The organism is Salinibacterium sp. VpJ6 (genome assembly GCF_059767345.1).
Genome location: NZ_JBSOQL010000004.1, coordinates 140,387 through 166,003 on the forward strand (window position 1 = coordinate 140,387; position 25,617 = coordinate 166,003).

Annotated in this window: 22 protein-coding genes and 3 tRNA genes; 7 read left to right on the forward strand and 18 right to left on the reverse strand. The window is 62.0% G+C overall.

Annotated features, from left to right (window positions below):
• Positions 1-14: 14 nt before the first annotated feature.
• The 4 genes from ACWTV1_RS12655 to ACWTV1_RS12670 form a co-directional block, all read right to left on the reverse strand.
• Positions 15-1,970 (reverse strand): glycoside hydrolase family 13 protein, encoded by a 1,956-nt coding sequence (locus ACWTV1_RS12655; protein ID WP_498505601.1) that lies wholly within the window; start codon positions 1,968-1,970, stop codon positions 15-17.
• The gene (locus ACWTV1_RS12660) at positions 1,970-2,899 is read right to left on the reverse strand and encodes a sugar ABC transporter permease (RefSeq protein WP_498505602.1); all 930 of its coding nucleotides are present in this window, start codon (positions 2,897-2,899) and stop codon (positions 1,970-1,972) included. The genes ACWTV1_RS12655 and ACWTV1_RS12660 overlap by 1 nt, the downstream gene beginning before the upstream one ends.
• A gap of 1 nt (position 2,900) precedes the next feature.
• On the reverse strand, positions 2,901-4,514 hold the full coding sequence (locus ACWTV1_RS12665; protein WP_100389413.1) for an ABC transporter permease subunit: 1,614 nt from the start codon (positions 4,512-4,514) through the stop codon (positions 2,901-2,903).
• A 98-nt stretch (positions 4,515-4,612) separates the two neighbouring features.
• The gene (locus ACWTV1_RS12670) at positions 4,613-5,845 is read right to left on the reverse strand and encodes a sugar ABC transporter substrate-binding protein (RefSeq protein ID WP_498505603.1); all 1,233 of its coding nucleotides are present in this window, start codon (positions 5,843-5,845) and stop codon (positions 4,613-4,615) included.
• 179 nt (positions 5,846-6,024) lie between these two features.
• Between ACWTV1_RS12670 and ACWTV1_RS12675 the strand changes: the two genes are divergently transcribed.
• Positions 6,025-7,695 (forward strand): glycoside hydrolase family 13 protein, encoded by a 1,671-nt coding sequence (locus ACWTV1_RS12675; RefSeq protein ID WP_498505604.1) that lies wholly within the window; start codon positions 6,025-6,027, stop codon positions 7,693-7,695.
• 110 nt (positions 7,696-7,805) lie between these two features.
• Positions 7,806-8,822 carry a LacI family DNA-binding transcriptional regulator gene (locus ACWTV1_RS12680; protein WP_498505605.1) on the forward strand — a complete coding sequence of 339 codons (1,017 nt, stop codon included), beginning with the start codon at positions 7,806-7,808 and terminating at the stop codon, positions 8,820-8,822.
• A 45-nt stretch (positions 8,823-8,867) separates the two neighbouring features.
• Here the strand turns inward: ACWTV1_RS12680 and ACWTV1_RS12685 are convergent, their stop codons facing one another.
• A complete protein-coding gene (locus ACWTV1_RS12685) occupies positions 8,868-9,473 on the reverse strand; it encodes a TetR/AcrR family transcriptional regulator (protein ID WP_341620644.1) in 606 nt (201 codons plus the stop codon).
• Between the two features lie 106 nt (positions 9,474-9,579).
• On the opposite strand from ACWTV1_RS12685, the gene ACWTV1_RS12690 reads away from it, so the two are divergent.
• Both ACWTV1_RS12690 and ACWTV1_RS12695 read left to right on the forward strand, forming a co-directional pair.
• Positions 9,580-10,284, forward strand: a complete 705-nt coding sequence (locus ACWTV1_RS12690) for a type 1 glutamine amidotransferase domain-containing protein (RefSeq protein ID WP_498505606.1) — start codon at positions 9,580-9,582, stop codon at positions 10,282-10,284.
• Positions 10,285-10,336: 52 nt separating this feature from the next.
• Positions 10,337-11,335 carry an NADP-dependent oxidoreductase gene (locus ACWTV1_RS12695; RefSeq protein WP_498505607.1) on the forward strand — a complete coding sequence of 333 codons (999 nt, stop codon included), beginning with the start codon at positions 10,337-10,339 and terminating at the stop codon, positions 11,333-11,335.
• 111 nt (positions 11,336-11,446) lie between these two features.
• Here ACWTV1_RS12695 and heR read toward each other — a convergent pair whose 3' ends face one another.
• From heR to ACWTV1_RS12745, 10 genes are all read right to left on the reverse strand, one after another.
• Positions 11,447-12,250: a heliorhodopsin HeR gene (gene heR, locus ACWTV1_RS12700; RefSeq protein ID WP_498505608.1), complete on the reverse strand. Its 804-nt coding sequence runs from the start codon at positions 12,248-12,250 to the stop codon at positions 11,447-11,449.
• 80 nt (positions 12,251-12,330) lie between these two features.
• Positions 12,331-12,807, reverse strand: coding sequence for a GNAT family N-acetyltransferase (locus ACWTV1_RS12705; RefSeq protein WP_498505609.1), 477 nt, complete (start codon positions 12,805-12,807; stop codon positions 12,331-12,333).
• A 168-nt stretch (positions 12,808-12,975) separates the two neighbouring features.
• Positions 12,976-13,542 (reverse strand): GNAT family N-acetyltransferase, encoded by a 567-nt coding sequence (locus tag ACWTV1_RS12710; protein ID WP_498505610.1) that lies wholly within the window; start codon positions 13,540-13,542, stop codon positions 12,976-12,978.
• A 203-nt stretch (positions 13,543-13,745) separates the two neighbouring features.
• On the reverse strand, positions 13,746-14,231 hold the full coding sequence (locus ACWTV1_RS12715) for a hypothetical protein (RefSeq protein ID WP_498505611.1): 486 nt from the start codon (positions 14,229-14,231) through the stop codon (positions 13,746-13,748).
• Positions 14,232-14,565: 334 nt separating this feature from the next.
• A tRNA-Met gene (locus ACWTV1_RS12720) sits at positions 14,566-14,639 on the reverse strand.
• A gap of 22 nt (positions 14,640-14,661) precedes the next feature.
• A tRNA-Thr gene (locus tag ACWTV1_RS12725) sits at positions 14,662-14,733 on the reverse strand.
• 99 nt (positions 14,734-14,832) lie between these two features.
• A complete protein-coding gene (locus ACWTV1_RS12730; RefSeq protein ID WP_498505612.1) occupies positions 14,833-16,398 on the reverse strand; it encodes a M23 family metallopeptidase in 1,566 nt (521 codons plus the stop codon).
• Positions 16,399-16,605: 207 nt separating this feature from the next.
• Positions 16,606-17,406 carry an inositol monophosphatase family protein gene (locus tag ACWTV1_RS12735; RefSeq protein ID WP_498505613.1) on the reverse strand — a complete coding sequence of 267 codons (801 nt, stop codon included), beginning with the start codon at positions 17,404-17,406 and terminating at the stop codon, positions 16,606-16,608.
• 9 nt (positions 17,407-17,415) lie between these two features.
• Positions 17,416-18,528: an ion transporter gene (locus ACWTV1_RS12740; RefSeq protein WP_498505614.1), complete on the reverse strand. Its 1,113-nt coding sequence runs from the start codon at positions 18,526-18,528 to the stop codon at positions 17,416-17,418.
• Between the two features lie 55 nt (positions 18,529-18,583).
• A tRNA-Tyr gene (locus tag ACWTV1_RS12745) sits at positions 18,584-18,668 on the reverse strand.
• A 134-nt stretch (positions 18,669-18,802) separates the two neighbouring features.
• Here ACWTV1_RS12745 and ACWTV1_RS12750 point away from each other — a divergent pair.
• Positions 18,803-19,291: a YajQ family cyclic di-GMP-binding protein gene (locus ACWTV1_RS12750; RefSeq protein WP_100389401.1), complete on the forward strand. Its 489-nt coding sequence runs from the start codon at positions 18,803-18,805 to the stop codon at positions 19,289-19,291.
• Between the two features lie 60 nt (positions 19,292-19,351).
• A complete protein-coding gene (cls, locus tag ACWTV1_RS12755; RefSeq protein ID WP_498505615.1) occupies positions 19,352-20,827 on the forward strand; it encodes a cardiolipin synthase in 1,476 nt (491 codons plus the stop codon).
• Positions 20,828-20,898: 71 nt separating this feature from the next.
• Here cls and ACWTV1_RS12760 read toward each other — a convergent pair whose 3' ends face one another.
• The 3 genes from ACWTV1_RS12760 to ubiE are packed head-to-tail and all read right to left on the reverse strand — an operon-like array spanning position 20,899 to position 24,216.
• Positions 20,899-22,257 (reverse strand): FAD-dependent oxidoreductase, encoded by a 1,359-nt coding sequence (locus tag ACWTV1_RS12760; protein WP_498505616.1) that lies wholly within the window; start codon positions 22,255-22,257, stop codon positions 20,899-20,901.
• Between the two features lie 54 nt (positions 22,258-22,311).
• On the reverse strand, positions 22,312-23,388 hold the full coding sequence (locus ACWTV1_RS12765) for a polyprenyl synthetase family protein (RefSeq protein WP_498505617.1): 1,077 nt from the start codon (positions 23,386-23,388) through the stop codon (positions 22,312-22,314).
• Positions 23,389-23,415: 27 nt separating this feature from the next.
• Positions 23,416-24,216: a bifunctional demethylmenaquinone methyltransferase/2-methoxy-6-polyprenyl-1,4-benzoquinol methylase UbiE gene (gene ubiE, locus ACWTV1_RS12770; protein ID WP_229820567.1), complete on the reverse strand. Its 801-nt coding sequence runs from the start codon at positions 24,214-24,216 to the stop codon at positions 23,416-23,418.
• A gap of 128 nt (positions 24,217-24,344) precedes the next feature.
• Between ubiE and ACWTV1_RS12775 the strand changes: the two genes are divergently transcribed.
• Positions 24,345-25,598 carry an isochorismate synthase gene (locus tag ACWTV1_RS12775; protein ID WP_498505618.1) on the forward strand — a complete coding sequence of 418 codons (1,254 nt, stop codon included), beginning with the start codon at positions 24,345-24,347 and terminating at the stop codon, positions 25,596-25,598.
• The last annotated feature ends 19 nt before the right edge of the window (positions 25,599-25,617 follow it).

The following is a 25,617-nucleotide window of genomic DNA, read 5'->3' on the forward strand; positions in this document are numbered from 1 at the left end:
TGCGCTTGCAGGTCTCAGCGCGCCTCGGGGCGCTCGACGCCGGGCAGAGTCCAGATCGCACAGGTGCGGGCAGCCGCCGAGAGCGTGAGCCCGGCGGCAGAGGGTGCCAGAGTCGCGTCGCCGGAGAGGAATGCAGGGCTCGCAACATCCGCCCCCAGCTCAACGCCGAGAGCATTGGCAGGCAGAGTCACCGTCAGCGGCGAGCGTGCAACAACCACCAGAACGGTGGCGGCGGCATCCTCGCGCACGAAGACGAGCGAGTCGTCCGCAACGTGCAACCAGCGCAGGCCGCCGTGCGAGAGCGTGGGCAGGTCGCGCCGCAGTGCGATTAGCTGGCGATAGACCTCAAGCGTGGGCGCCACTGCCGGGTCAGTTTCAGTTCCCCACGGCATGGGCGTGCGCGACATTTCGCCGTCGTCGCCGCTGAGACCGAACTCGTCGCCGGCAAAGACGACGGGCACACCCGGCAGCGTCACCGAGAGTGCGAGAGCGAGCGGCACGTTCTCGGCGGGCGCGTGCGTGCGGAATCGAGCGGTGTCGTGAGTGTCGAGCGCGTTCATGTTGCCGAGCCGGATGCGCCACGGAATGCTGGCCGTGAACCGCACCGTCATCTCCGCGAACTCGCGCGCGCTGTAGTTCGGGATGCCGCCGATGGGCTGCCCGAAGAACCACGCCTCGGGGTCGATCGACGCATCCGCGGTGACGTGCGAGGTGTCACCGGGTTCGGTGAGCCAGCCCCAAACCGGCCTCGTGAACGACGGGTACGTCATCGCCCCGTGCCACGCATCACCCTGCAGATCGCTCGCGGCATCGTTCGTCGACTCCGCCAACAGCACCGTGTCCGGGTTCACGTCTTCCATGGTGCGACGGATGATCTGCCGCACCTCCTCGTTGAGATCCTCAGCGCCCATCCGGCCGGTCATGTTCGCGACATCCACGCGCCAGCCATCGAAGTTGTAGGGCTCTTTCAGCCAGTGCGCGACCACCGAATCGTCGCCCTCGATGAACCGGCGACGCAGTTCGGTCGAGTTCCAGTTGAACTTCGGCAGGCTCGGCGTGCCCAGCCAGCCCACGTACTCGGTGTGCTCGTCGTTCGTGAAGTAGTAGAAGTCCCCCTCGGCCGCATCGGGTTTTCCGAGCGCGGCTTGGAACCACTCGTGCGCATCGCCGGAGTGATTCGTCGTCAGGTCTCCGATGACTTTGAGCCCACGAGCGTGAGCCTCCCCCACCAAACGGATCAGCGCTTCGCGCCCGCCCAACAGTTCATCAACATCCACGAAACTCGACGCGTCATAGCGATGGTTGGAGCGGGCAGGGAAGATCGGCGTGAGATACAGCATCGTCACGCCGAGCGAGGTCAGGTGATCGAGGTGCTCGGTGATGCCGTCGAGGTCTCCCCCATAGAACTGCTTCGAGCGGCCGGGTAGCACCGGGTCAACCGGCTCGTCCCAACGCGCAGCAATTGCCCACTCAGGCTTGGCGTGAGCATCGGCGGCGGATGACCGGGCAAAGCGATCGGGGAACACCTGGTACATCACCGTCTCCGCCAACCACTCGGGAGCAGCCGGAGTGGCGAGCAGCGCAAAGTCTTCGGAGTCAAGCGTTTCGATCGAGTGCAGCCCGCTCTGGTTGAGCCACTCGACGCGGCCTGCGTTGCCGTGGCCTGCTGGCGCTGCCGCTGCATCAGAAGCCCCAGCCGCAGCCTCGTGCACAAGCAGCCACCGATACCCATGTCGCGGATTCTCGACCACGATGTCGGCTTGCCACCAGTCCCAACCGGCGGCGGTTCCGGTGAGGCGGGCATCCGTCCAGCGCGGTTCGTGGTCGGGATTCTCGCGCACCCACACAGCCTTCAGCGGGCCATAGCCGACCGGCACGCGAAGGCGCAGCGTGACGGTGGCGCCGAGCGCGGGCGTCTGCGTGGAGACGTGCAGCGCTGAGCCATCGTGGTGCGGGAGGAGGGCATCCATTACTTCACGCTTCCTGCGGTCAAGCCACCGACGATGTACTTCTGTAGGAACAAGAACAGGGTCATCACGGGGATGGCCGCGAGCACGGCGCCGGCCGCGAAGATGCTCCAGTTGCGCGAAAACTCCTGCGATACGAACTGGTAGAGGCCCACCGCGAGGGTCTGCTTGTCGGGGTCGATCAGCACGATGCTCGCGATCACGAACTCACTCGTGGTGCCCACAAACGAGAGCAGGCCGACGACCGCCAAGATCGGCGCAACGAGGCGCAGGATGATAGTGAAGAAGATGCGCGCATGACCCGCGCCATCGATCTTCGCCGCCTCGTCAATGGATGACGGCACGGTATTGAAGAACCCGTACATCAGGTAGGTGTTCACTCCGAGCGCGCCACCGAGGTAGACCATGATGAGCCCGATCTGGCTGTTGAGGCCGATCGCCGGGAAGATTTCGGAGATGCCGGAGAGCAACAAGAAGATCGCGACGACCGCGAGAAGCTGCGGGAACATCTGCACGAGCAGCAGCGTGAGCAACCCCACTCGACGGCCGATGAACCGCATGCGCGAAAACGCATATGCCGCGAGGGCGCCGAGGAAGACAGTGCCGAGCGACGAGATGCCGCCGATCAACAGGGTGTTGCCGAACCACGCCGCATAGGGCTGCTGGGGGCGGTTGAACAGATCGACGTAGCTCTGAAAGCTGAAGTTCGAGAACAACGAGTTGGCCGTCACGAGCGTGCCGCCCGGGTTGAGCGATGCGCTGAAAACATACAGCAGCGGGAACGCGGCGAAGATCGACATGGCGATTCCCACGAGGTGACGCCAGCCGGTCTCGCGGAAGTAGCGCTTGAAGGGCCGCTTCGGGTGACCGACGACGGTGGCATCCGGGTCGATCACGGCATCCGGATTGTGGTGCTGAGTTGCTGTAGTCATCTCAGTTCAACTCCTCAAGCGACTTGGTGCGACGGAAACTGATGATCGAAATACCGGCCACCAAAATGAAAATGATGATCGCGAAGGCACTCGCCAAGCCGTAGTCTCGGTTGGCTCCCACGAAGGCAACCTTGTAGACCATCGAAATCAGGATGTCCGTGGCGCCAACATTCACCCCCGCGGAGACATCGCGCGGCCCACCATTGGTGAGCATGTAGATGAGGTTGAAGTTGTTGAAGTTGAACGCGAACGAGGAGATCAACAGCGGTGCGACCGAGACCAGAAGCAGCGGCAGCTTTACGAATCTGAAGATCGCCCACGGCTTCGCGCCATCCACCGTCGCGGCTTCTGTGAGCTCTTCGGGAATCGCCTGCAGCGCACCCGTCGTCACCAAGAACATGTAGGGAAAGCCCAGCCACAGGTTCACGAACAGCACCGAGCCCTTGGCCAGCCACTCGTTCGTGAGCCACGGCACTTCGGCCCCGCCCAGGAGCACCGTGTTGATGAAGCCGAACTCTTGGTTCATCATTCCGGCCCAGACGAGCGCCGAGAGAAAGCCTGGGAAGGCGTACGGCAGAATCATGATGATCCGGTAGTACTTGCGGCTTTTCATCCGCTTGTCGTTGAACACGATCGCCAAGAACAGCCCAAGCGCGAAGGTCGTGAACACCGAGAGGAAGGCAAACGCGAACGTCCACACCGTCACGCTAATCAGCGGTCCACGGATGGATTCCTCACTGAATGCGCGAATGAAGTTGTCGAAGCCGACATCAATTTTCCATCCCGGCAGCAGCTCTTGGCCGGCATCCGAGGTGAAGGCACCCGTGCCGATATCGGAGTAGACGGTGCCGGAGTTCGTGTCACGCATCGTGCCCGCGGCCTCGTCGTACTCGAGCGAGGAGGTGTAGAGGAAGGCGCTCGACCCGTCTGGGGTGCGCAGCATTCCGTCGTTGGGGTCGTCGGTGAGGGGCACGCTGATGGCGGCGATCTCGGTTTGCTTGGCGATGATGTCTTGGAAGCCGAGCGAGGTGTAGCCGTTGAGCCCGACGGCGACTCCGCCCTCGAGCTGCGCGTTACGCACGTCTTCAAGGGGGCGCTCATTGCCACCGATGCTCACGCTGCCATCGGGTTCGGTAACGAGGAAGGAGATTTCGCCCAGTTGCTCGAGCACCGTCAGCTTGTAGCTGGGTGAGTCCTCGACGCGGTTTTGAGACGAGAGCAACAGGGCGTTGACCGCATCTTCTTTGGTGGAGTTGTGCCCCGTGCCGTAGTTCGTGAAGGCGATGTAGCCCGAGTAGAGCAACACGAAAATCTGGAAGATCGCGAGGAATATTAAGCCGGGTGCCAGGTACTTGGCGGGCAGCTTGCCGCGGGAGAAGTAGATCCAGTTGACGAGCAACGTCACAGCGGCGACAAGGCCGGCAACAAGCCACGATTCGCTGCGCACGAGCACGAAGAGCGCGTAGATCGCGATGGCGTCGACGACACCGAGGCCGAGAATTTTGGCGGCGACGACTTTCCAGCCACCGGAGGCGGCATCCGCAATTCTGGTTGCTCGCTTGGAGCGGGCTGACTGCCGGAGGGGTCCGGGGTCAGTCTGAGGGGAAGTCGTCACGAGGGTTCTCCGTTGAAGACGTGGGGTTCGCTTGTACGGCGAGAAAGTAAAGGGGGAAGGAAGTGGCCGCCCGCTTGCAGACGGACGGCCACCGTGCGCTATCCAGCGATAGCGGTTTGAATGTCGCCCGACATCTTCTGCCAGAGCGAAGCGGGGTCACCACCGTTGATGATGGCGGCTTCGGTTACGCCCCAGAACTCCCACACGGCTCCCATGGCGGGAATCGAGGGCATGGGTACGGCGTTCTCACCGACGGTGCCGAAGCCGGCAACGATCGGGTCAGCGCTAGCCGCTTCGAAGGATGCCGTGAGTGCCGGTGCACGACCGCCGACTTCAAAGAGTGCGGTCTGCACTTCTTCGCTGCCCATGTAGTTCACGATGAACTCGTTCGCGGCGAGCGCGTTCTCGCTCTTGGCGCTGACGAAGAAGCCCTGCACGCCTACGAAGGGCTGAGCGTCTTCTCCACCGGCGGAGGGGATCGGGTCGATCGCCACGTCGATGCCTGCTTCGACGGCGGCGGGAACGTTCCACGGTCCGGTCAGGTAGAAGGGTGCCTCGCCTGCGACAAACTTCTCTTTGGCAAGGTCGCCAGTGATGTTCGTGTTAAGCACTCCTGCTGCACCCTGTTCCGCGAGCCAGGCAGCGAACTCGTCGCCGCCAGCGTTGCCGATTTCGAGCGCTTCAGCGTCGTAGCTTCCGTCAGCATCGGTGCCGAATACGGGAGCACCGAACGAAGTCTGGAAGGGGTAGAGGTGGTACGGGTCGGCCGCTTCAGGGTCGAGGCCGACCAAGAAGGGGTACTCGGTTCCGGCAGCTTCGCCCATCGTGACCATCTCGTCGAAGGTCGCGGGGGTGCTGGGAGCGAGGGCGGTGTTGCGCACGAGCGCAATGTTCTCGATCGAGTACGGGACGCCGTAGACCTGGCCCTCGTAGCTCATCGCCGTGACGCCTACTGCTTGGAAGTCGTCAGCCTTGTCGCCAAGCTCAACGGGAGCGACGACACCGTTGGTGACGAACGTGCCGAGCCAGTCGTGGGCGCCGATCACAATGTCGGGTCCCTTGCCGGTGGGCACTTGTGCGACGAACTGGTCGCGAATGTCACCGAACTCTTTTTGAACGAGCTTGACCTCGACGCCGGTCTCGGCGGTGAAGTCGGCGGCGGCATCTTTCAGCACGCTTGCTCGGTCGGCGTCGACCCAGACGGTGAGCGAGCCACCGTTTCCTGCGGCGCTATCGGTCGTGTCGGATGCTGCTGTGCATCCGGTCAAAACGAGGGATGCAGTAACGGTGAGCGCGCCTACGGCCCACAGTCCTCTCTTGGTCACCTTCATTGGTGGCTGCCTTTCGTCAGTGAAAGCATTGCAAACTGCAAGCGCTTCCATGTATACCTTGTTGAGACAGTGTTGAGCAAGCGCCTTTGCTGAAATGTTCAGTTGTTTCGGAGGCGGAGATGGAGTTGGTCATGTGGAAGCGCTTAGATTCTGGCGTCGAAAGCGATAGTGTGGCGGGCATGACTTCCGTGCTTCAGACCACCGAATGGTGGCGCTCCGCAGTGATTTATCAGATCTACCCGCGGTCATTCGCCGACGCGAACGGTGACGGGATGGGCGATTTGCTCGGCATCCGCGACCGCCTCTCGGAGCTCGCTGAACTAGGCATCGACGCCATCTGGCTCTCGCCGTTCTACACCTCGCCGCAGAAGGATGCCGGCTACGACGTCGCGGATTACTGCGACGTTGATCCCCTCTTCGGCACGCTCGACGACTTCGACTCGATGACGAGTCGCGCCCACGAGCTGGGACTGCGCGTGATCGTTGACCTCGTGCCCAATCACTCCTCGAGCGAGCATCCGTGGTTCCAAGAAGCACTTGCCGCGGGCCCGGGCAGCCCCGAGCGCGATCGCTACATGTTCCGCGATGGTCTCGGCGAAAATGGCGAGCTGCCGCCCAACAACTGGCAGTCGGTGTTCGGCGGCGACGCGTGGACCCGCACCACGAACCCCGATGGCACGCCCGGCCAGTGGTACCTGCACCTCTTCGACAGCACCCAGCCCGACTTCAACTGGGAGAACCGCTGGGTTCGCGATCAGTTCGGCGACGTGTTGCGCTTCTGGCTCGATCGCGGCGTTGACGGTTTCCGGGTGGATGTCGCCCACGGCATGATCAAGGCTGACGGCCTTCCCGACTGGACTGCCCCGCTCGCGGGCGGCAGCATGGGCGGCGCCGGCACGACGGATGCCGAGATCGCCGCAGCCCGCGCGCCCTTCTGGGCACAAGACGGCGTCCACGAGATTTACCGTGAGTGGCGCGAGATTCTCAATAGCTACGAGGGTGAGCGCATCCTTGCCGCTGAAGCGTGGGTCGACCCGCTCACCGACATGGCCAAGTGGGTGCGCCCCGACGAAATGCACCAGGCGTTCAACTTCCCCTACCTCGAGACTCCGTGGGCTGCCGGCTCGCTGCGTTCCGTGATCGACGCGTCGATCAGCGCGTTCTCCGCGGTCGAAGCCCCCAGCACGTGGGTTCTCTCGAACCACGACGTTGTGCGCCACGCGTCGCGTCTCGCGCTAACCGCCGAAAACCCGCAGGGTCACGGCATCGGGCCTCGCTCGGCCGGGCTACCGATTCCTGAACTTGGCCTTCGCCGTGCTCGTGCCGCGAGCGCGCTCATGCTTGCCCTTCCGGGCAGCGCGTATATCTACCAGGGAGAAGAACTCGGGCTGCCCGAGGTTATCGACCTCCCCGACGAGGCCCGCCAAGATCCCACTTGGTTCCGCACCAACGGCGAGCGATACGGTCGCGACGGGTGCCGCGTGCCGATTCCCTGGGAGGCTGCTTCGCCCTCGTACGGTTTCGGACCCTCGGATGCCGCGTGGTTGCCGCAACCCGCCGAGTGGGCAACTCTCGCCCGCGATGTTCAGCGCCACGATGACACCTCAACGCTCTCGATGTACCGCCACGCTCTCGCCCTTCGCCGTGCTCACGAACTGGCCAGCGGCGAGCTCGAATGGCTCGAATCTGGCTCAGAAGCAGTGCTCGCGTTCCGCAGCGGCGATGTCGCCGTCTACGCCAATACCGGCGATGCGGCAGTTCCCCTGCCTGCCGGTGACGTGCTGCTGGCCAGCGGCCCCGTTAGCCACGACGAGCTACCCGCCGACACCACCGTGTGGCTGCGGGCCTGAACCAGTAGAGCACCGAATAGCCGGGACTGGATGCCGGTCGCTAGAATCAGCAGCGGCGAGACCGCTCTGAGCGGCATCCGATCTCGTTCGCATCCAATGGAGGGCAACTGATGGCAAGCATCGAAGACGTTGCCCAGCGCGCGGGAGTCTCCACGGCGACGGTGTCGCGAGCACTCAGCGGAAATGGTCCGGTCTCAGCGGCATCCCGTCTCAAGGTCGCCGAAGCCGCGGCTGCACTCGATTACGTTGTCTCGTCGAGTGCGTCGAGTCTGGCATCCGGGCGCACGAAAAATGTCGGCCTCATGGTGCCGTATCTCACGCGCTGGTTCTTCACTTCGGTCGTTGAGGGCGCCCAGCAGGCCCTGATGCGTCACGGCTATGACGTGACTCTCTACAACCTCTCGGGCAGCGTTGCCGAGCGCGAAACAGTGTTCGACGAGTTCTTACAGCGCAAGCGCATCGACGGCATCATCACGGTGTCACTGAAGCTCTCCCCCGGCGAGGTCGAGCGGCTGCATGCCCTCGACAGGCCCGCCGTCGGTGTCGGTGGACCGATTGATGGTGTGCGAACCCTCACGCTGGATGACGACGCGGTATCGAGCCTCGCCACCGCCCACTTGCTGGCCCTCGGTCACACCAAGATCGCCCACATTGGTGGTTCAGAAGACTTCGACCTCGAGTTTCACATCCCGACGAATCGTCGCCGCGGTTACGAAGCCGCTCTGCGCGAAGCCGGTATCGAGCCTCGACCCGAGTATTTCGCTACGGCCGACTTCACCATTCAGGGTGGTTACCACGCCGCCAAGCAGCTTCTCGGCAATCCGTTGCGCCGCCCGACCGCCATCTTTGCGTCCTCCGACGAGATGGCTATCGGCTGCATCCTGGCTGCCCGGGATCTCGGTCTCGTCGTACCCCGCGATATCTCGATCATGGGTATCGACGGCCACGAACTTTCCGAGTTCTTCGGGCTCACGACGGTTTCGCAGTCCCCGCAAGCGCAGGGCGAGCACGCGGTCGACATTCTGATGAGCCTTCTCGTGCCGGGCAAGCACCCGGAGATTCCCGAGAACTCCCCGATCGACTACGAACTCATCGTGCGGTCGAGCACGAGTCGGCCTCCGGAGTAGCGGCCGCTTCCCGCCGCAGACAGGGCGCCGCAGGATGCTCGCGCTCTAGCCGCGCGGCTCCACGAGTCGTTGCGCTGCCTGACGCACCGAAGCGCACCGAGCCTCTTCGCTTTCTGCGTACTCGGGGCATCCGATGGAGCGCAGTTCTGCCGGCGCTCGCTCCCAGTTGCTCGCGACCGCGAGCAAGAGGGCAAGTAACTCTTCGGGCTTCCACGAGGAGTCAACAACACCGCGTTCTTGAGCGTCAGCGATCACCTCGAGTTTGTGACGGTAGCCCTCGACGCGCCCTTCAGAGAAGGAGCCGAGGGTGGCCGCGTCGTGCAGCCAGGCCCACATGGCGACGCGTTCGGCCGAGGGATCGTTGACGAAGTAGTTGTGCAGTCGCACGGTGTATTCCACGAGATCGGCGTCGATCGGCACCGCGTGGGCGAGGCGGTCAAGACCCGTTTGCATGACGTGGTCGAAGAGCGCGTCTTTGTCGCCGAACCAGGCGTAGATGCGTTCCTTGCTGGCTTTTGCCGTTTCTGCGATGCGGTTGATGCGCGCACCGGCAACGCCGTACTCGGCGAATTCAGCCGCAGCTGCCTCGAGTACGCGCTGTTTTGTTTCACGGCCGCGGAGTTGATCACGCGGCATTTCTGTTGAAACCACCAAACACCTCCAAATCGAACCTGTTGGTTTGACTTAGCCTACACGCCGACATAATGTCGAACCAATTGGTTTGATAAAGAACCAACGTCTTCGGTAAGGAGCTTTTATGACAAACGTACTTATGGTTCTCTCGGCCGCATCGCACTGGACGCTCGCCGATGGAACCCAGCACCCCACCGGTGTCTGGGCAGAAGAATTCCTCGAGCCGTACCGCATCTTCACCGAGGCTGGCTGGAAGGTTCAACTCGCGAGCCCCGCCGGTGTCGCCCCCACTTTTGACGCCGTCAGCCTCAGCGAGGGTGGCGTCGGTTCCGCCGAGCGCGTCGCAGAATTCGAATCACGCATCGCCGACCTGCAGCCCCTGCTGCAGCATCCACTTCGCTTGGATGCCGTCAACGCCGGTGACTACGACGTGATCTTCTACCCGGGTGGCCACGGCCCCATGGAAGACCTTGCGGTCGACGATGACTCCGGCCAGCTGATCGTGGAGGCTGTGAAGTCCAACACGACTCTCGGAGTGCTCTGCCATGCCCCCGCCGCCCTGCTCGCCGCCCACGACAAGAAGACCGGCGACTGGGTACTCAAGGGGCGCAAGATGACCGGCTTTGCCAACAGCGAAGAAGAAATCGGCGGCCTCGCCGACAAGGCCAAGTGGCTCGTCGAAACCCGCCTAGTTGAACTCGGTGCGGAATATTCGAAGGCCCCGGAGCCGTTCGCCTCCTACGTGGTTGTCGATGGCCAACTCTACACCGGCCAGAACCCCGCATCGTCTGTTGCGGTCGCTGAGCGCATCGTCGCCGACAAGTCGTAACGACCCCCACTCTTTTCACTTTCACCACTTCCACAATTTCAAGGAGCATCACATGACCACCAGCATCCAATGGCAGCTCGCCTCTCGCCCCACCGGTGAGCCCACCACCGAGAACGTCGTCAAGGTCGAGATCGAACTTCCCGAGCTCGCTGAGGGCGAAGTTCGCGTTCGCAACTCGTTCCTCTCCGTCGACCCCTACATGCGTGGTCGCATGAACGAGGGCCGCTCGTACGTCGCTCCTTACAACCTCGGCGAGACCATGACCGGTGCCGCTGTTGGTGAAGTTATCGAGTCCACCGTCGAGGCCCTGCCCGTCGGTACGCTCGTTCAGCACCAACTCGGATGGCGCGACATTTCGCAGGGCCCCGCCGAGCAGTTCACGGCTCTCCCCAACGTTCCCGGCGTCTCGCCCTCCCTCTTCCTGAGCGTTCTCGGCCTCACCGGCATCACGGCCTGGACCGGCCTCACGCAGATCGCCCAGATCAAGGAAGGCGACACCGTCTTCGTTTCCGGTGCAGCCGGCGGAGTCGGAACCATGGTTGGTCAGATTGCTCGCCAGCTCGGCGCCGCGCGGGTGGTGGGTAGCGCAGGAACTGCCGAGAAGGTTCAACTTCTCACGAGCAAGTACGGCTACGACGCCGCTTTCAACTACAAGGATGGCGACATCGACGGCCAGCTCGCCGCCGCCGCACCCGACGGAATCGATGTCTACTTCGACAACGTCGGAGGCGACCACCTCTCCGCTGCGCTCGGCGCCTTCAACGATGGTGGCCGCGCCGCCATCTGCGGTGTCATGTCACTGATCAACGCCAAGGACAACGGCATCAAGAACAGCGCCAACATTGTCACCCGCGGCCTCACCATCAAGGGCTTCACGATGGGTGCCTACTTCCACCTCGCACCTCAGTTCGCTGAAGCAATGCAGGGATGGCTCGGCGCCGGCAAGATCGCTTACGACGAGACCATCACCGACGGTATCGACAACGCTCTGGACGCCTTCAACGGCCTCATGAAGGGCGCGAACGTCGGCAAGGCGCTCGTTCGCATCTAAGTCCCGTGTGGCTGCCGACCCGAACGGCGCACACTCTTCGCACTCCGGTGCGAACAAGAAATGCCCCGCAGCATCAGCTGCGGGGCATTTCTTTTGCGCGGGCGTCCCTCACTAGCTGGTGAGTGCCGGGATGATCGCCCCAGAGAACACCTGCCACGCAAGTGCAGTCTTCGCGACCAGGCTGAGCGTGATGTACGTGCGCTCCCCCTGCAGGTAGCTCTTCCACTTACCCACTTGCTTGTATTGCAGCCACTGGTTGAGCGCGAACGTGTTGAAGAACACGAAGAGCGAAATCACGATGCCGACAACAAAGCTCGGGGCGGCAACTTCGTTCGCGCTTCCCGGTCGCAAGAAGTAAATGAGGATGAGAATCCATGGCACGACGCCGACCATCGATCCGAAAATGAAGGCCAGCATCCCGCCCGATCCGGGCTTTTCGTACTTTTCTTGCAGCGCGCCGAACAGAATCATCGCGGCGTTGACGGCGAAGACCGCGAAGAGGGCGGCGATATCGGTGACGCCGTTGATCGCGAGGATCAGCCAGATCATGATCGAGGAGCTGAGCGAGTACTCGGTCCAACGGAAGTAGTTGCGACTCTCGAGAAGGCCGTTCTTGTAGCGCCCAAAGAACCACGGGCTCGACACCAGAAAGTGGAAGAACGCGCTGAGCGCGAGAAAGGCCACAACACCGACGCCGATGTTGACTTCGAAAACGGTCACCCGCTCGGGCGGAATCGGTGCCCCGGGAGGGCCCGCGAGGTAGTCCGCCGTGACGGCGAAGAGAACTTGACTGCTGAGCATCGTGAGCACGATCGCGAATCCGATCGCCTGCAGCAGGTGCAGACTGCCCGCCACGACGTTGTAGATCCGTAGCCGATCTACTTGTTGTTCTGGAGAATAGGTGTTCTTTGACACGGGATATTCCCTTCGGCGGTGGGTGCCACGTTAGCACCGGCCTGTCGAACCTGACGCTCTCCGGCTCCGACGGTTACGGTCTAAGGCGCCACTACGGCCAGCGGACCATTCCTGCCGACGAAGACGGTGCGATCGGCTGTGCCCGGCAGCGGATGCAGCTTGAGCTTGTGAGCGAGCGCCACTGAGGCTGCGTTGGCCGGGTGCACCACCGCCACCAGCAACAGAGCGTGGATGTGGGCTCGCGCGTAGGCGGGGAGGGAGCGCAATTGCAGGCTGACCTCGCCTACCAGTTCACCGTCACGTTCGATGGCCACGTCGAGTACATCATCCACCCGGTGCAGTTGAGTCTGCCGCGTTCGTCGCTTCAGTTGCCGCAGCGCTGAGCGACGAGTGCGCTGTGGCCACGCGGTGTATTGGCTCACTTGGGGGCTGGATTGCATCTCATGCCACCGCTCGGCGTCCGCCATGCGGTGCGGGCGAAGCAGCAGGCGCTCGGTGTGCATGATCGGCACGCGCAACGACAGTTCCAGGGTGGGCTGAGCGTCGTTTCTGGGCATGAATTTACCGAACCGCTGTATCCGTCGAGTGCGTGTTTCTTCGTATTCACTGAATACTGACACAGCGACTGACACGAACTTGTCGCGGGGACTCCGGTTCTGTAAACAGGACGTAAATTACGGCGGATGCCGTTGGGCACGATTCATCTAAGAATCGAGCGGGAGAAATTACTCTCGAAGGCTGCCCGCTACGAATGACAGTTCGTCGCCATCGCGGGACATCGCGCGGAACCCGAGGCGCTTCGCCAGAGCGATGGACGCTTGGTTGCTCTGGTCGATCACGGCAACGAGCCACTGAATCTTTGCCTCGGTAAAGGCGAACTCCATCATGGCGTCTGCCGCTTCGCGGGCGTAGCCCTGGCCGTAGGCATCCGGATGCAAGATCCAGCTGATCTCTGCGGTGCGGCTCGAGACCGAGACGGAGCGAAGGTGGAGCGATACATCGCCAAGGAGTTGACCGTCCCGCTCAATTGCGAGCGCGAGGAAGTCATTGGCCTGCAACAGTTTCACGTGCTTGGTGCGGTGAAGCAGGTGGTCATAGGACTCGGAGCGTGACCGTTCGGGCCACGAAGTGAACTTGTGAACGTGGGGCGACGACTGGATTTCATACCAGCGTGCAGCGTCTTCGATGCGGTGCGGGCGCAGAGTGAGAAGGTCGGTGACCAGCGTGGGCGCGTTGACAACTCGGTCCATTGAGGGACCGCGCACGAAGCGTGGGCGAAGGCTCAGCTTCATCAAGCGTTTTCCTCATTCAGTCGAAGGACGGGAGATCGTCGCGGGACCCTGCGGTATACCAATCGCGAGTCCATTTCGATAGAAAACCACAGTTTTCTATGAAACAACCAAGAAAATGCAGCGAAATACGATGTCGTTTCATATTCCTAGAGGAACCACAGGGGTCAGCAGCGAGACCACCGTGAGCTATGACGTCGTTCGAGCTACGACACTTTTCGGGCAGCGGCGAGCCGCGTGGGCACATCGCGGTAGACCTCGGGGAGAAACCGATGAGCGTTCGGGAGCTCAAGCCGTAGATCATCAACACCGGCGATCGTGAGACGAAGATCGCGACTTGTCCGGTGCACCCGAATCCGCTCAAGCTCGCTCAGGGGCCAAGCGGCCAGCAGTTCTCGCGGACGGCCTGTCAGCCGCGATCGACGGATGAGCAGGAATCTGCGGTCGGTGAGCACGAAGTACATCCGCACGGTTCGCTGCGCGAGCGTCGGGTTCACCCCCAGTTCGCTTACGAGCTTGAGCCATTCGCTGGTCTTCGGATCTTTCGCACCGCGCGAGACAAATGACGAGTTACCCACCGCACCCGCAACCCCACCGTTCGCGGCACCTGACAGTTCCGCGGCGAAAGTGCCGGGCCGCTGCACGTACAACCCCGCCAGAACCGTCTCATCGGGTGCCAGCAATCGGCGCACTGCGCGAGCGATCTTCCTTGTAGGGTCAGCACGTTTGCCGAAAAGTACCATCAACTGCTCCCGGATTTTCGCTCGATTCCCTGTGCGACGTGCGCTCAAACTATCTGATTCACCCCTTCCCAACAAGCAATCGGGCAACCACTAGCGTGCGGTCGGCCGCGCCCGCGTTGGGACTTCAGGATCGACGAGCGCGAGGGTCTTAGATACCTTGGCGCTGGCGTACACAGCGCCCATCACCAGAAACGTTTCAACGCTGCTTTCACCGCGAGAAACAGTGGAGCAAGATTTCGCAGGCGATGCCCACTATGTGGAGTCCAGGGTTTAGAACCCGTTGTAGCTGAGGCGGGATTCGAACCCGCGACCTCACGATTATGAGTCGTGCGCTCTCACCAACTGAGCTACTCAGCCACGTCATCCAAGTGGATGAACGAGCCCCCTATGGGAATCGGACCCATTACCTCTTCCTTACCAAGGAAGTGCTCTACCAATGAGCTAAGGGGGCACACAAAAGCGCAGAACGCGCGATTGGCACCGTAAGAGACTAGCACCCGTTAAGGGCCTCTAAGTACGCTTTTGGGCTAAAAGTGGCCACGAATGAAGATTAGTTAACCGCATTCGCCGTGAGCCACGCGTAGGGATCGACAGGAACATCATCCAGGTGGATCTCGAAGTGCAAATGAGCACCGTAAGCGATGCCGGTTTCACCCACGAGACCGAGGAAATCGCCGGCCTTGACTTCTTGGCCGACAACGATCGGGCTCGAGTCCGTAATCATGTGCGCATAAAGGCTTGTGACCTGCTGGCCGTTGATGGTGTGCGAAATCACAGCGTGGTAGCCGTAACCCGACCAGTCGGCTTGGATGAGCTCAACCGTGCCGTCTGCGATGGCATAGATCGGTGTTCCGGATGCTGCCGCAAAGTCGGTTCCCTTGTGGAAGCCACCAATGCGGTCGCCATAGCCATCAGTGATCGGCACCGAGTACGGGAAGGGCCAGCGCACCGCCCCCGTGGTGGCGTTGTACTCGTAGCTCACGCCCGCGTACTTGAGGGCGAGCACTTCGGCGTACGAAATGACCTTGATGTTGTCGTGAGCAGCAACTTCGCTCTCGACGTCATCCGAGACCGCCAGTGATTGCGTGGTGCGCGGTGTGGCGCTGAGCGCGGCCACGTCTGCTGCTGGGGCTCCTGCGGCAATCACGGCCGAGTCCGCATTCATAAACACATTTGAAGGAACGGAGACGCCAACCAGAATCGGGAAGGCAAACAACATCGCCACCAACGAGAGGACTTTGGATGCTGAGCGCTTGCCGCTTGAGCCCGACGAGCTGCTCGGGGCGAGGGCCTTGCGCGACACCCACACTCGCTTCGACTTAACCGTGGAACCGCTCTTCTTGCGGGAACGCGGAGCCGTTACCGCCGCGGCTTGCTTCGGAGTTCGAGCGGCCTTGGCAGCCTTGCCGGGCTTCGAGCGCTTACGCGAAGCGGGCGTCGCCACCGGAGCTTCGGCTGTCGCTGCGGCGGCGGCATCGTACGAGGACGCCACAAGGGTGGTGGGAGTGATTCCGAGAAGATCGAGGGGCTCGTCTGCTCGAATGCTCGTGGGTGCCGTGGCGGGCACTGTGTCGGGCGCTGATTCCGCGGTTGGCACGCTCACTGTCGCGATCGGAGCGGTGAAGAGTCGTTCAGAAACCGTGGGAGCGCTTGGGGCGGGCGGAACGACGGAAGCCGGCGCGGGAGTCGCTGCGACCGGAATCGTCGGCGCCTCTACGGCGGCCTGCTTGTTGCGCATCGAGCGACGACTCGGCAGCGCGGCCGCAGTCACAGCGGAGCTGCTCGCAACAACCGCTGGTTCGACGACGGCGCGTTCGACAACCGCAGCTTCAACAACCGCAGTCTCAACGACCTGCGCCGGGATGACGGTCGGTGCGACCTCGACCGCTACGGCCTCGGCAATCTCGGGCTCAGGGTTCGAACTCGACGGGCTCGAGTGCGACGTGAACAGATCGGCGAGAACGGGAGCAGCCGGCGCCTCCACCGGATGCTTCGAGCTCGACTTCTTGCGACTACCTTGCTGCGCTTGACGCTCACGCTCGCGCATCTCTTTACGAGTGAGGGGAGGGTTCTCCCCTGTTCCCGGGTGCTGTGGGAATTGGGTGTCGCGGCTCATATACCGAGCCCTGGGTGGCGGGAGGAGAACGTCACTGCGGCGTAAGCGCTCGTCAGCAACATTCTTCTCCTCCACGCGATTCACCTGCTAGGTGTGAATGCATAATTCGGGTGATTGACCCACGCAGGTCGGGTTGCGCGGGTAACAGATTCATAAAGGCTAGCGTGCAAGTGGTCTAGTTGCCAGACCTTTTTTTAAGTGGTCTACTTACGCGTTTAGCTGCTTCAATACTGCCTCAAGTTTCTGAGCAACGGCTGGTTCCGCAGCGAGGATAAAGTCCTTACCTTCCGCCTCGGTTCCCCGCCCCTTCACTGTCGCCCCGGCCTCGCGGGCAATGAGCGCACCGGCCGCGTGATCCCACGGATTCAGGCTTCGCTCGAAGTACGCGTCGACTCGCCCCGAGGCCACCATGCAGAGGTCCAAGGATGCCGTTCCCATGCGGCGAATATCGCGCACCTGTGGGAGAAGGTCTGCAATTACTCGCCCCTGCTCCACGCGCAATTCCTGCAGGTACGCAAACCCCGTTGCGATGAGCGCTTCAGAGAGGTCTACTTCGTCAGCCACGTGCAGCGGCTGTCCGTTGAGGTGGGAACCACCGCCGAGCGTGCCCGTGTAGGTCTCCCCCGCGCCCAAGTTCACGACGGCACCGGCCAGCGCCTTCCAGGATGAGGGTTCAGGCTCACCCTCAACGACGGCAATGCTGATCGCATAATGCGGGATGCCGTAGAGATAGTTCACCGTGCCATCGATCGGGTCAACGACCCAGGTCAGTCCACTCGTGCCACGTTCTGCTCCGCTCTCCTCGCCCAGAAATCCGTCTTCGGGGCGAGCGTCGGCAAGGATGGTGCGAATGAGCTGTTCGCTCTCGCGGTCGGCGTGAGTCACCACATCCACCGAGGAAGTTTTACGGTCGGCGACCGCGACTCCCTCTATGCGCCGTTGAGCAACAAGCTCGGCGGCTTGCGTTGCAACGCTGCGGGCGAGATACAAGAGTTCGTCGTGAGGCATTACTCCAGCCTAGGCCGCACTCGTCGCGTATTCATGCGCTTCGAGTCGGGCGCGAAGCGCACGTGACAGCGTCAGCGCAGCCTCGTCTGCGGCGGCCCGAGCCTCGGGCGCTGTCTTCTGAGGCGCTCCGGCCACGAGAGCGAGATCGGCGGCGAACAGTGTTTTCGCCCAGTCCGCGTGAGAAAGCTCGTGGCTGCCGGCGAGCGCGCTCTGCAACCGCAGCACGTCTTCCCGTAGGGCATCAGCGTTGTCGACTCCCCACATCCGCAGCACTTCTGGCCGGCTGTCGGCGGATGACGTCAGCCGCCCCAGGCTTCGAATCACATGAGCGAGCTCGTCGTTGTCGAGGTCGAGCGCGACGGGCGGGTCAACACGGTCAGCTTCGGCCTGCACTGCCTCTTCGCGTTCGATGCGCAGAGACTGCATGGTGTCGACAATTACGGCGATGAAGAGGTTGAGGGTGATGAATGCGGCGATCAGGATGAACGGCACGAAGAACAGCCACGCCATCGGCATCACTTCCATGATGGGGCGCACGATTCCCATCGACCAGCTCTCGAGCGTCATGATCTGGAACAGCGAGTACGTCGACTTGCCGATTGAGCCGAACCAGTCGGGGAACTGATCTCCGAAGAGCTCCGTCGACATCACGGATGCCACGAAGAAGACGAGAGACATCAGCAGGGCGATGGCGCCGATACCGGGGAACGAGCGAAGCAGCGCTTCAACGACCATCCGCACCTGAGGAAGAAACTTGATGACGCGCAGGATGCGGAGCACTCGAAGTGCGCGAAGAACAGAAAGTGGTCCAGAACTGGGCACAAGCGCGATCGCTACAACGATGAAGTCAAACACCGACCAGCCGTCGGTGAAGAAACGCTTGGGGCCGTAAGCAACGAGCTTGAGAACGAGCTCGATCACGAAAACAACGAGCGCAATTGAGTCCAAGGAGTGGAGCACGTCGTACGTCGTTGTGCCCTCGTCTGCTGTAGTTGCAAGGGCAATGATCACCGCGTTGATCACGATAACCGCGAGAACGAAATTCTGAACTGGAGCAGAGTCAACAAACTGAGCTAGCCGGCTACGAAACGATGGACTCTCGGGTGGAGTAGTTGGATTCACGCGCCCATTATTCACGAAAGGCCCCGCACTGTGCGCGCGGGGCCTTTCGAATAAGTGGTGGCGAGTGAGGGATTCGAACCCCCGAATGCGAAGCAGTCTGATTTACAGTCAGATCCCTTTGGCCACTTGGGTAACTCGCCAAGACGCCTCCGGCCACATGTATTCATCTGACCGAACGCGCTGGACAAGGATACAAGGAATCTGAGCGCCGTGTGACCACTTCGGCAAAACTGGCCTGCGGGAGTTCTGGGCGTTGCCCGGGTAGCATGGGGATATGGCTGATTCTTCGTTTGACATTGTGAGCAAAGTTGACCAAATGGAGGCGGAAAACGCCGTCAACCAGGCGCAAAAGGAGCTTGCTCAGCGCTACGACTTCAAGGGCGTAGGCGCTTCGGTGGAGTGGACCGGCGAGAAGCTTCTTCTCAAGGCAAGTGCGGAAGAGCGCGTGAAAGCGGTTCTCGAGGTTCTCGAGGCCAAGTTCATCAAGCGCGGTATTTCGCTGCGCAGCCTCGACGCGGGTGAGCCCTTCCCCAGCGGCAAGGAATACCGCATCGAGATCAGTCTCAAGAACGGCATCTCGTCTGAAGACGCCAAGAAGATTTCCAAGATCATTCGCGACGAAGCTCCTAAGAGCGTCAAGTCACAGATTCAGGGCGATGAGCTGCGCGTGCAGTCGAAGAGCCGCGATGACCTGCAGTCCACCATGGCGCTGCTGAAGGGCAAAGATCTGGAAGTTGCTCTCCAGTTCGTGAACTTCCGCTAACAACTCTCCAGCATGGATGTTCCCCCGCTGAAAGGCGGGGGAACTCGTTAGACTTCGCCCATGGACTTGGGCAGCATTGACTTCAGCTTTACGGCGATTCTCGCCACTGCTCTTGTCGTCATCGACTTTGCGATTCGCGTGCTGTCGATCATTTATGTTCCGCGCAATCGGCGACCGCAGACGGCCATGGCCTGGCTGCTCGCTATCTTCTTCATCCCGTACGTCGGCATCCTACTGTTCCTGATTTTCGGCAGCCGCAAGCTCCCTAAGGGCCGCCGCGATAAGCAGTCGGAGATCAACCAGTTCATCGTCGAGTCGACGGAGGGCATGGACCAGGTCAAACAAGACCAGCCCTGGCCCTCATGGCTTGAGCCCGTCGTCGAACTCAACCGCACTCTTGGCGCAATGCCGCTCGTCGGCGGCAACTCGGCAACGCTGCACTCCCGCTACGAAGAATCGCTCGAAGCCATGACCGCCGAGGTCGACACGGCATCCCGCTTCGTGCACGTCGAGTTCTACATTCTGAGCCTCGATGACACCACTCGCCCATTCTTCGACGCGCTCGAACGGGCGGTGGAGCGCGGCGTGCGGGTGCGGGTGCTTCTTGACCACATCGCCTCGCTTCGGTCTCCGGGCTATCTCGCCACGATCCGTCACCTCAAGAAGATCGATGTCGACTGGCGCGTCATGCTGCCGGTTCAACCGCTCAAGTGGAAGTTTCAGCGCCCCGACCTGCGCAACCACCGCAAGCTCCTCATTATCGATGGCAACGTTGCGTTCACCGGTTCGCAGAACATGGTCGATTCCTCGTACAACAAGCGCTCCAACCTCAAACGAGGCCTCGAATGGAAAGACCTCATGGTGCGCTTCGAGGGGCCCATCGTGTCGGGAATCGACGCGCTCTTCATCACCGACTGGTACAGCGAGACGGATGAACTGCTCGTGCGAGAGGGAAGCCTCGCCCTCGCCGCAGAATCCCCCGCCAGCCTCGACGCGCAGGTGGTGCCGAGCGGGCCGGGATTTGAGGGTGAGAACAACCTTCGACTGTTCAACTCCTTGCTCTACGCAGCCCAGAAGCGGGTCATCATCACGAGCCCCTATTTTGTGCCGGATGACTCCATGCTCTACGCCATCACGACGGCAGCCCAGAGCGGGCTCGACGTGCAGCTATTCGTCTCCGAGGTCGGCGACCAAGCCCTCGTTTATCACGCACAGCGCAGCTACTACGAGACGCTGTTGAAGGCGGGAGTGAAGATCTGGCTGTTCCCGAAGCCGACTGTGTTGCACGCCAAGCACTTCACGATCGACGACCAAGTTGCGGTGATCGGTTCGAGCAACATGGACATGCGCTCGTTCAGCCTCAACCTCGAAATCTCTGTGATGGTTCGCGGTGCCGAATTTATTGCAGACATGCGCCAGCTCGAAGCCGAATACCGCAGCGTCAGCCGCGAACTCACTCTCGAAGAGTGGATGAAGCGCCCGCGGCGGTCAAAGGTGCTCGACAACCTTGCGCGCCTCACCGCGGCGGTTCAGTAACCGTTCGCTAGCTTTGCGGCAGAGACTGCTGCACCGAGAGTGCTGCGATAGCCCCGTTCGGAGCCTCCGCCCTACTCCGCGTCGGTGACCTTGGATGCGGCAAGCATTTCGTCGCGGTCAACCAACTTGATGCGCGCGCGGCCCTCAGCCTCGCCCAGAGCGATCTCGTGGGCATCCAGCGACTGCCACCCCTGCAGGTTCGTGTACTCGACGTCACGGCTCTTCAGGAGGTCAACGATGGCCTGCTCGTCGGGGTTCTCGGGGCTCCACCAGTTGGCTTGGTCGTTCATGACGTGCTTGATGGTTTCCATCGCGTCAGACTTGGTGTGACCGATGAGTCCAACGGGACCGCGCTTGATCCAGCCCGTTGCGTACACGCCGTGAACCTGTTCGTCGTTGTCGTCAATGACCTGACCTTCACGGTTAGGAATGACTCCGCGGTTCTCATCGAACGGGATGCCGTCGAGCGGCGACCCGAAGTAACCAACAGCACGGTAGAGGCTCTGCACAGCAACCTCGCGGAACTCGCCGGTGCCGACGACTCCGCCCTGGCCGTCGGGCTTGGTGCGCTCGTACCGGAAGCCTTCAACACGGTCGGTGCCGAGCACCTCGACGGGGCCAGCATAGAAGTGCAAGTGCAGGCGACGCGAGGCGTTGCCCTTTTCTTCGCCGCGCCACTTCGTGAAGATGCGGTCGAGCACCATGATCTGCTTGTTCGACTCGATCGCGGCTTTCGATGCGTCGTCGTAGTCGAAGTCCTCTTCGTAAACGACCATGTCGACATCGTTGAGTTCGCCGAGTTCGCGTAGCTCGAGCGGCGTGAACTTCACTTGCATGGGTCCACGGCGGCCGAAGACGTGCACGTCGGTCACAGGGCTCGCTTTGAGGCCCTCGTAGACGTTGGCCGGAATCTCGGTCGGGAGTAGGTCATCCGCGTGCTTAGCGAGCATTCTGGCGACGTCGAGCGCGACGTTTCCGTTGCCGATTACGGCGGTCTCTTTCGCGTCGAGGGTCCACTCGCGCGGGTAGTCGGGGTGGCCGTCGTACCAGCTGACGAAGTCGGCGGCACCGTGGCTGCCCGGCAGATCGATTCCGGGGATCGGCAGCGGAGCATCCCGCACCGAACCGGTCGAGAAGATGACCGCGTTGTAGTGCTTCTTGAGGTCGTCAAGCGTGATGTCGCGCCCATAGGTGACGTTGCCAAAGAGGCGGATGTTGCCGGTGTCGAGCACATCGCGCAGGGCGTTGACAATGCCCTTGATGCGCGGATGATCGGGGGCAACGCCATAGCGTACGAGACCATACGGCGCAGGAAGCTGCTCGAAGAGGTCGATCGATACGTCGAACTGGCGCTCTGCCTTCAGCAGGATGTCAGCGGCGTAGATTCCGGCGGGGCCAGCACCAACAATGGCGAGTCGTAGCTTGCTCATCAGTTGTCGTTTCCGTTCATCTCGGTGCGCCCGGGGCGCGGGCGAGTGGGCGTACTAGTTGGAGCGTTCGACGATGCTTTCGGCAAAACGCGTCAGCGCTTTCTTGACCGAACCATCGGGCAGCGGCGCGAGGGCTTCAACAGCTTCGCGACCCCAGCGACGGGCTTCGTCCAGAGTTTTCTTCGTCACGGCATGCTCGCGCAGGTCGGTGACCGCAGCATCGATAGCCGCTTCATCGCCTTCGCCATAGAAGTTGGCGTTCACATCGCGCTCGATGCGGGTGAGCAGTTCGGCGGCATCACTGTCGCTGAGGGCAAGCTCGCGCAGGTACAACAGTGGCAAGGTTGCAACGCCGCTGCGCAGATCTGTTCCGGCCTTCTTGCCGGTCTTGCCTGTCTCTGCCGAGAGGTCGATGACGTCGTCGATGAGCTGGAATGCAACACCGATCTTCTCGCCAAAGTCGCGCACGGGAACCGTGTATTCCTTCGGCGCGTTCGAGAACATGACGCCAACCTCGGCCGCTGTCGCAATGAGCGAACCGGTCTTGTCAGCCAACACCTGCAGGTAGTGCTCCACGGGATTCTCGTCGGGCTTCGGCCCCAGAGTTTCGTGAAGCTGCCCCAGGCAGAGGCGCTCGAAAGTGTTCGACTGCAGGATGAGCGCCTCGGAGCCCAGGCCGGCAATGAGCTTGCTCGCCCGCGCGAACAGCAGGTCGCCGGTGAGGATCGCGACCGAGTTGCCCCACACGTTCTGGGCACTCGGAACGCCACGGCGCAACTGCGCCTCGTCCATAACGTCGTCGTGGTAAAGCGAAGCGAGGTGAGTGATCTCCACGGCTTGAGCCGCCGTGACAACGTCAGCGTTATTGCCGTCACCGAGCTGAGCGGTGAGCAGCGCGAGCACGGGGCGCACGCGCTTGCCGCCCGCTTCGAGCAGGTAACGGCTCGTGGCATCCGCAATCTCGTCGGCAAAGCCCATGTGCGAGAGCAAACCCGCTTCGACCTCGTCAAGGCCCTTTTCAATTGCCGTCGCAAAACGACGCTCATCGCTTGAGGCGAAGAGTTTCTCCCCGAGCCCCAGAGAGGAGCTCAGAGTGTTGCTGCGACGAGCAGGCGGAACGCTCGGGTTCACTAATCAACCGGTTTCTTTTGCGAAGCGCTACGGCTTCGGTTTGACGTCTGAGTTGGTTTTTGCCGGCTTGATCGTCTTGATCGGACGAGTGGCATTTCCCTTGCGCTTGGCAACCGAAGCAAGCACGGTGGCATCAACGGGCTTGTGCCCACGATGCATCGCCACGATGCCAGCGGTGAGGTTGCGGTACGCAACACGGGTGAATCCGGCAGCCCGGATCCACTGACTGAGCTCGCCCTGATCAGGCCACTCACGAATCGATTCCGCGAGGTAGGTGTACGCCTCGGGGTTGGAGCTTGAGCGATCAGCAATGATCGGCATCACGCGATTGAGGTAGGTGAAGTAGCCGGCGCGAACAATCGCGACGGGAGGCTTCGAGAATTCGGTGATCACCAGACGGCCACCTGGCTTGAGCACGCGGTACATCTCGGAGAGCGCGGCGCGAGGGTCGTTGATGTTGCGCAGACCGAAGCTGATCGTGACGGCGTCGAACTCGTTGTCGCCGAACGGCAACTGCTGAGCGTCGCCCTGGATGAACTCGATCTTCTTGTGGCGCTTGCGAGCCTGCTCGACCATGCCTGTGGAAAAGTCGAGGCCGACGACGCGAGCACCATTACGGTGAAGAGCAGCAGAACTAGTGCCCGTTCCCGCCGCAATATCGAGGATGCGCTCCCCCGCCGCCGGAGCAACAGCACGCACCGTGGCGGCCCGCCACAGCAGTGCGTTTCCGGCCGAGAGCACGTTGTTCGTACGGTCGTAATGTTTTGCGACGCCGTCGAACATTCCGGCTACGTCTTCCGGTCGCTTGTTCATGTCAGCCTTACCCACCCCTTTAGTCTAGGGCGCTCAGAGCCGATGCTCACTTTCTTGGCCGCAACTGACAGGTACTCTGATACTTGTGGGGCATAAAGGGGCTATAGAGCGGTCCGTACACGGGCAGAATCGGAGACAGAGCGATGGCTAGCACCCCCGACATCCTCAGCATTGTCACTCGGCCAACTGCAGCAGTGGATCGCCTCCTCGACTGGATCACTCCCCAGCACCCGATCGCCTTCGTGCGCGACGGCGAAGGCCTTGTGGGCATCGGTGAATTGCTGCGCCTCGAGTTCCGTGGTGCCGACCGCTTCACCGCCGCAGCAACCGCGTGGAGCGAGCTCGCGCGCACCGCGATCGTGCACGACAGCGTCAAACGTCCGGGCACCGGCCTCGTCGCACTCGGCAGCTTCGCCTTTGCGGATTCCTCCGATTCCGTCAGCGTTCTCATCGTGCCGCGCATCGTTGTTGGTAGCCGCGACGGCATCCAATGGGTCACCACGATCACCACCGGCGAGTCGAGCGGCTTGCCCGGCGAGTCCGATGGCCTCCCTGCTGGCCCCCACGAACCCGCCGGCGATCTCGTGCACGTTGACTTTGTGCCGGGCGAGATGAGCACCAAGAACTTCACCAAGACGGTGAAAGCTGCGCTGCGCGAAATCTCTCGGGGTGCCGCCGCCAAAATCGTGATCGCTCGCGACCAAAGCGCCGATCTGCCCGCCGACGCCGACCTGCGCTTGCCCATCACGTCGCTCGCTAATCGCTATCCCGACACCTTCACTTTCGCCGTCGATGGCCTCATCGGCTCAAGCCCCGAAACTCTCGTGCGCGTGCAAAACGGGGCCGTCAGCGCCCGCGTGCTCGCCGGCAGTGCCGCGCGCGGCGACGACCGCATCTCCGACGGGCGCGCCGCCGGAACCCTCATGAGCTCACCCAAAGATCAGAAGGAACATGCGCTCGCGCTGGCCAGCGTGATGGATGCCCTCGCACCGCTCAGCAGTGAACTGCACGCGGCATCCGAACCCTTTGCCTTGCAATTGCCCAACCTGTGGCACCTCGCGACTGACATTGAGGGACAACTCAGTCAGCGCTCCAGCGGGCTCGACCTCATTGGAATCTTGCACCCCACGGCTGCCGTCGCTGGCACGCCAACGCCTGACGCCATCCGGCTGATCGACGAGCTCGAAGGCTTCGACCGTGGCCGCTATGCCGGCCCGGTCGGCTGGGTGGATGCCAACGGCAACGGCGAGTGGGCCGTTGCGTTGCGCTGTGCCCAAGTCAGCGGCGCGCGCATTACCGCGTATGCCGGCGCCGGAATAGTCGCCGGCTCCGACGCCAAGAAGGAGCTCGCCGAGACGGAACTCAAGTTCCGCCCCATCGTCGAGGCGTTCGGCTAGCGCAGCCAACAATCGACTA

Excerpts from the sequence above, each read along its gene's own strand:
- ACWTV1_RS12655 (WP_498505601.1), bottom strand. The coding sequence starts at position 1,970 with ATGGATGCCCTCCTCCCGCACCACGATGGCTCAGCGCTGCACGTCTCC.
- ACWTV1_RS12660 (WP_498505602.1), bottom strand. The coding sequence starts at position 2,899 with ATGACTACAGCAACTCAGCACCACAATCCGGATGCCGTGATCGACCCG.
- ACWTV1_RS12670 (WP_498505603.1), bottom strand. The coding sequence starts at position 5,845 with ATGAAGGTGACCAAGAGAGGACTGTGGGCCGTAGGCGCGCTCACCGTT.
- ACWTV1_RS12675 (WP_498505604.1), top strand. The coding sequence starts at position 6,025 with ATGACTTCCGTGCTTCAGACCACCGAATGGTGGCGCTCCGCAGTGATT.
- ACWTV1_RS12680 (WP_498505605.1), top strand. The coding sequence starts at position 7,806 with ATGGCAAGCATCGAAGACGTTGCCCAGCGCGCGGGAGTCTCCACGGCG.
- ACWTV1_RS12690 (WP_498505606.1), top strand. The coding sequence starts at position 9,580 with ATGACAAACGTACTTATGGTTCTCTCGGCCGCATCGCACTGGACGCTC.
- ACWTV1_RS12695 (WP_498505607.1), top strand. The coding sequence starts at position 10,337 with ATGACCACCAGCATCCAATGGCAGCTCGCCTCTCGCCCCACCGGTGAG.
- ACWTV1_RS12705 (WP_498505609.1), bottom strand. The coding sequence starts at position 12,807 with ATGCCCAGAAACGACGCTCAGCCCACCCTGGAACTGTCGTTGCGCGTG.
- ACWTV1_RS12710 (WP_498505610.1), bottom strand. The coding sequence starts at position 13,542 with ATGAAGCTGAGCCTTCGCCCACGCTTCGTGCGCGGTCCCTCAATGGAC.
- ACWTV1_RS12730 (WP_498505612.1), bottom strand. The coding sequence starts at position 16,398 with ATGAGCCGCGACACCCAATTCCCACAGCACCCGGGAACAGGGGAGAAC.
- ACWTV1_RS12735 (WP_498505613.1), bottom strand. The coding sequence starts at position 17,406 with ATGCCTCACGACGAACTCTTGTATCTCGCCCGCAGCGTTGCAACGCAA.
- ACWTV1_RS12750 (WP_100389401.1), top strand. The coding sequence starts at position 18,803 with ATGGCTGATTCTTCGTTTGACATTGTGAGCAAAGTTGACCAAATGGAG.
- cls (WP_498505615.1), top strand. The coding sequence starts at position 19,352 with ATGGACTTGGGCAGCATTGACTTCAGCTTTACGGCGATTCTCGCCACT.
- ACWTV1_RS12760 (WP_498505616.1), bottom strand. The coding sequence starts at position 22,257 with ATGAGCAAGCTACGACTCGCCATTGTTGGTGCTGGCCCCGCCGGAATC.
- ACWTV1_RS12775 (WP_498505618.1), top strand. The coding sequence starts at position 24,345 with ATGGCTAGCACCCCCGACATCCTCAGCATTGTCACTCGGCCAACTGCA.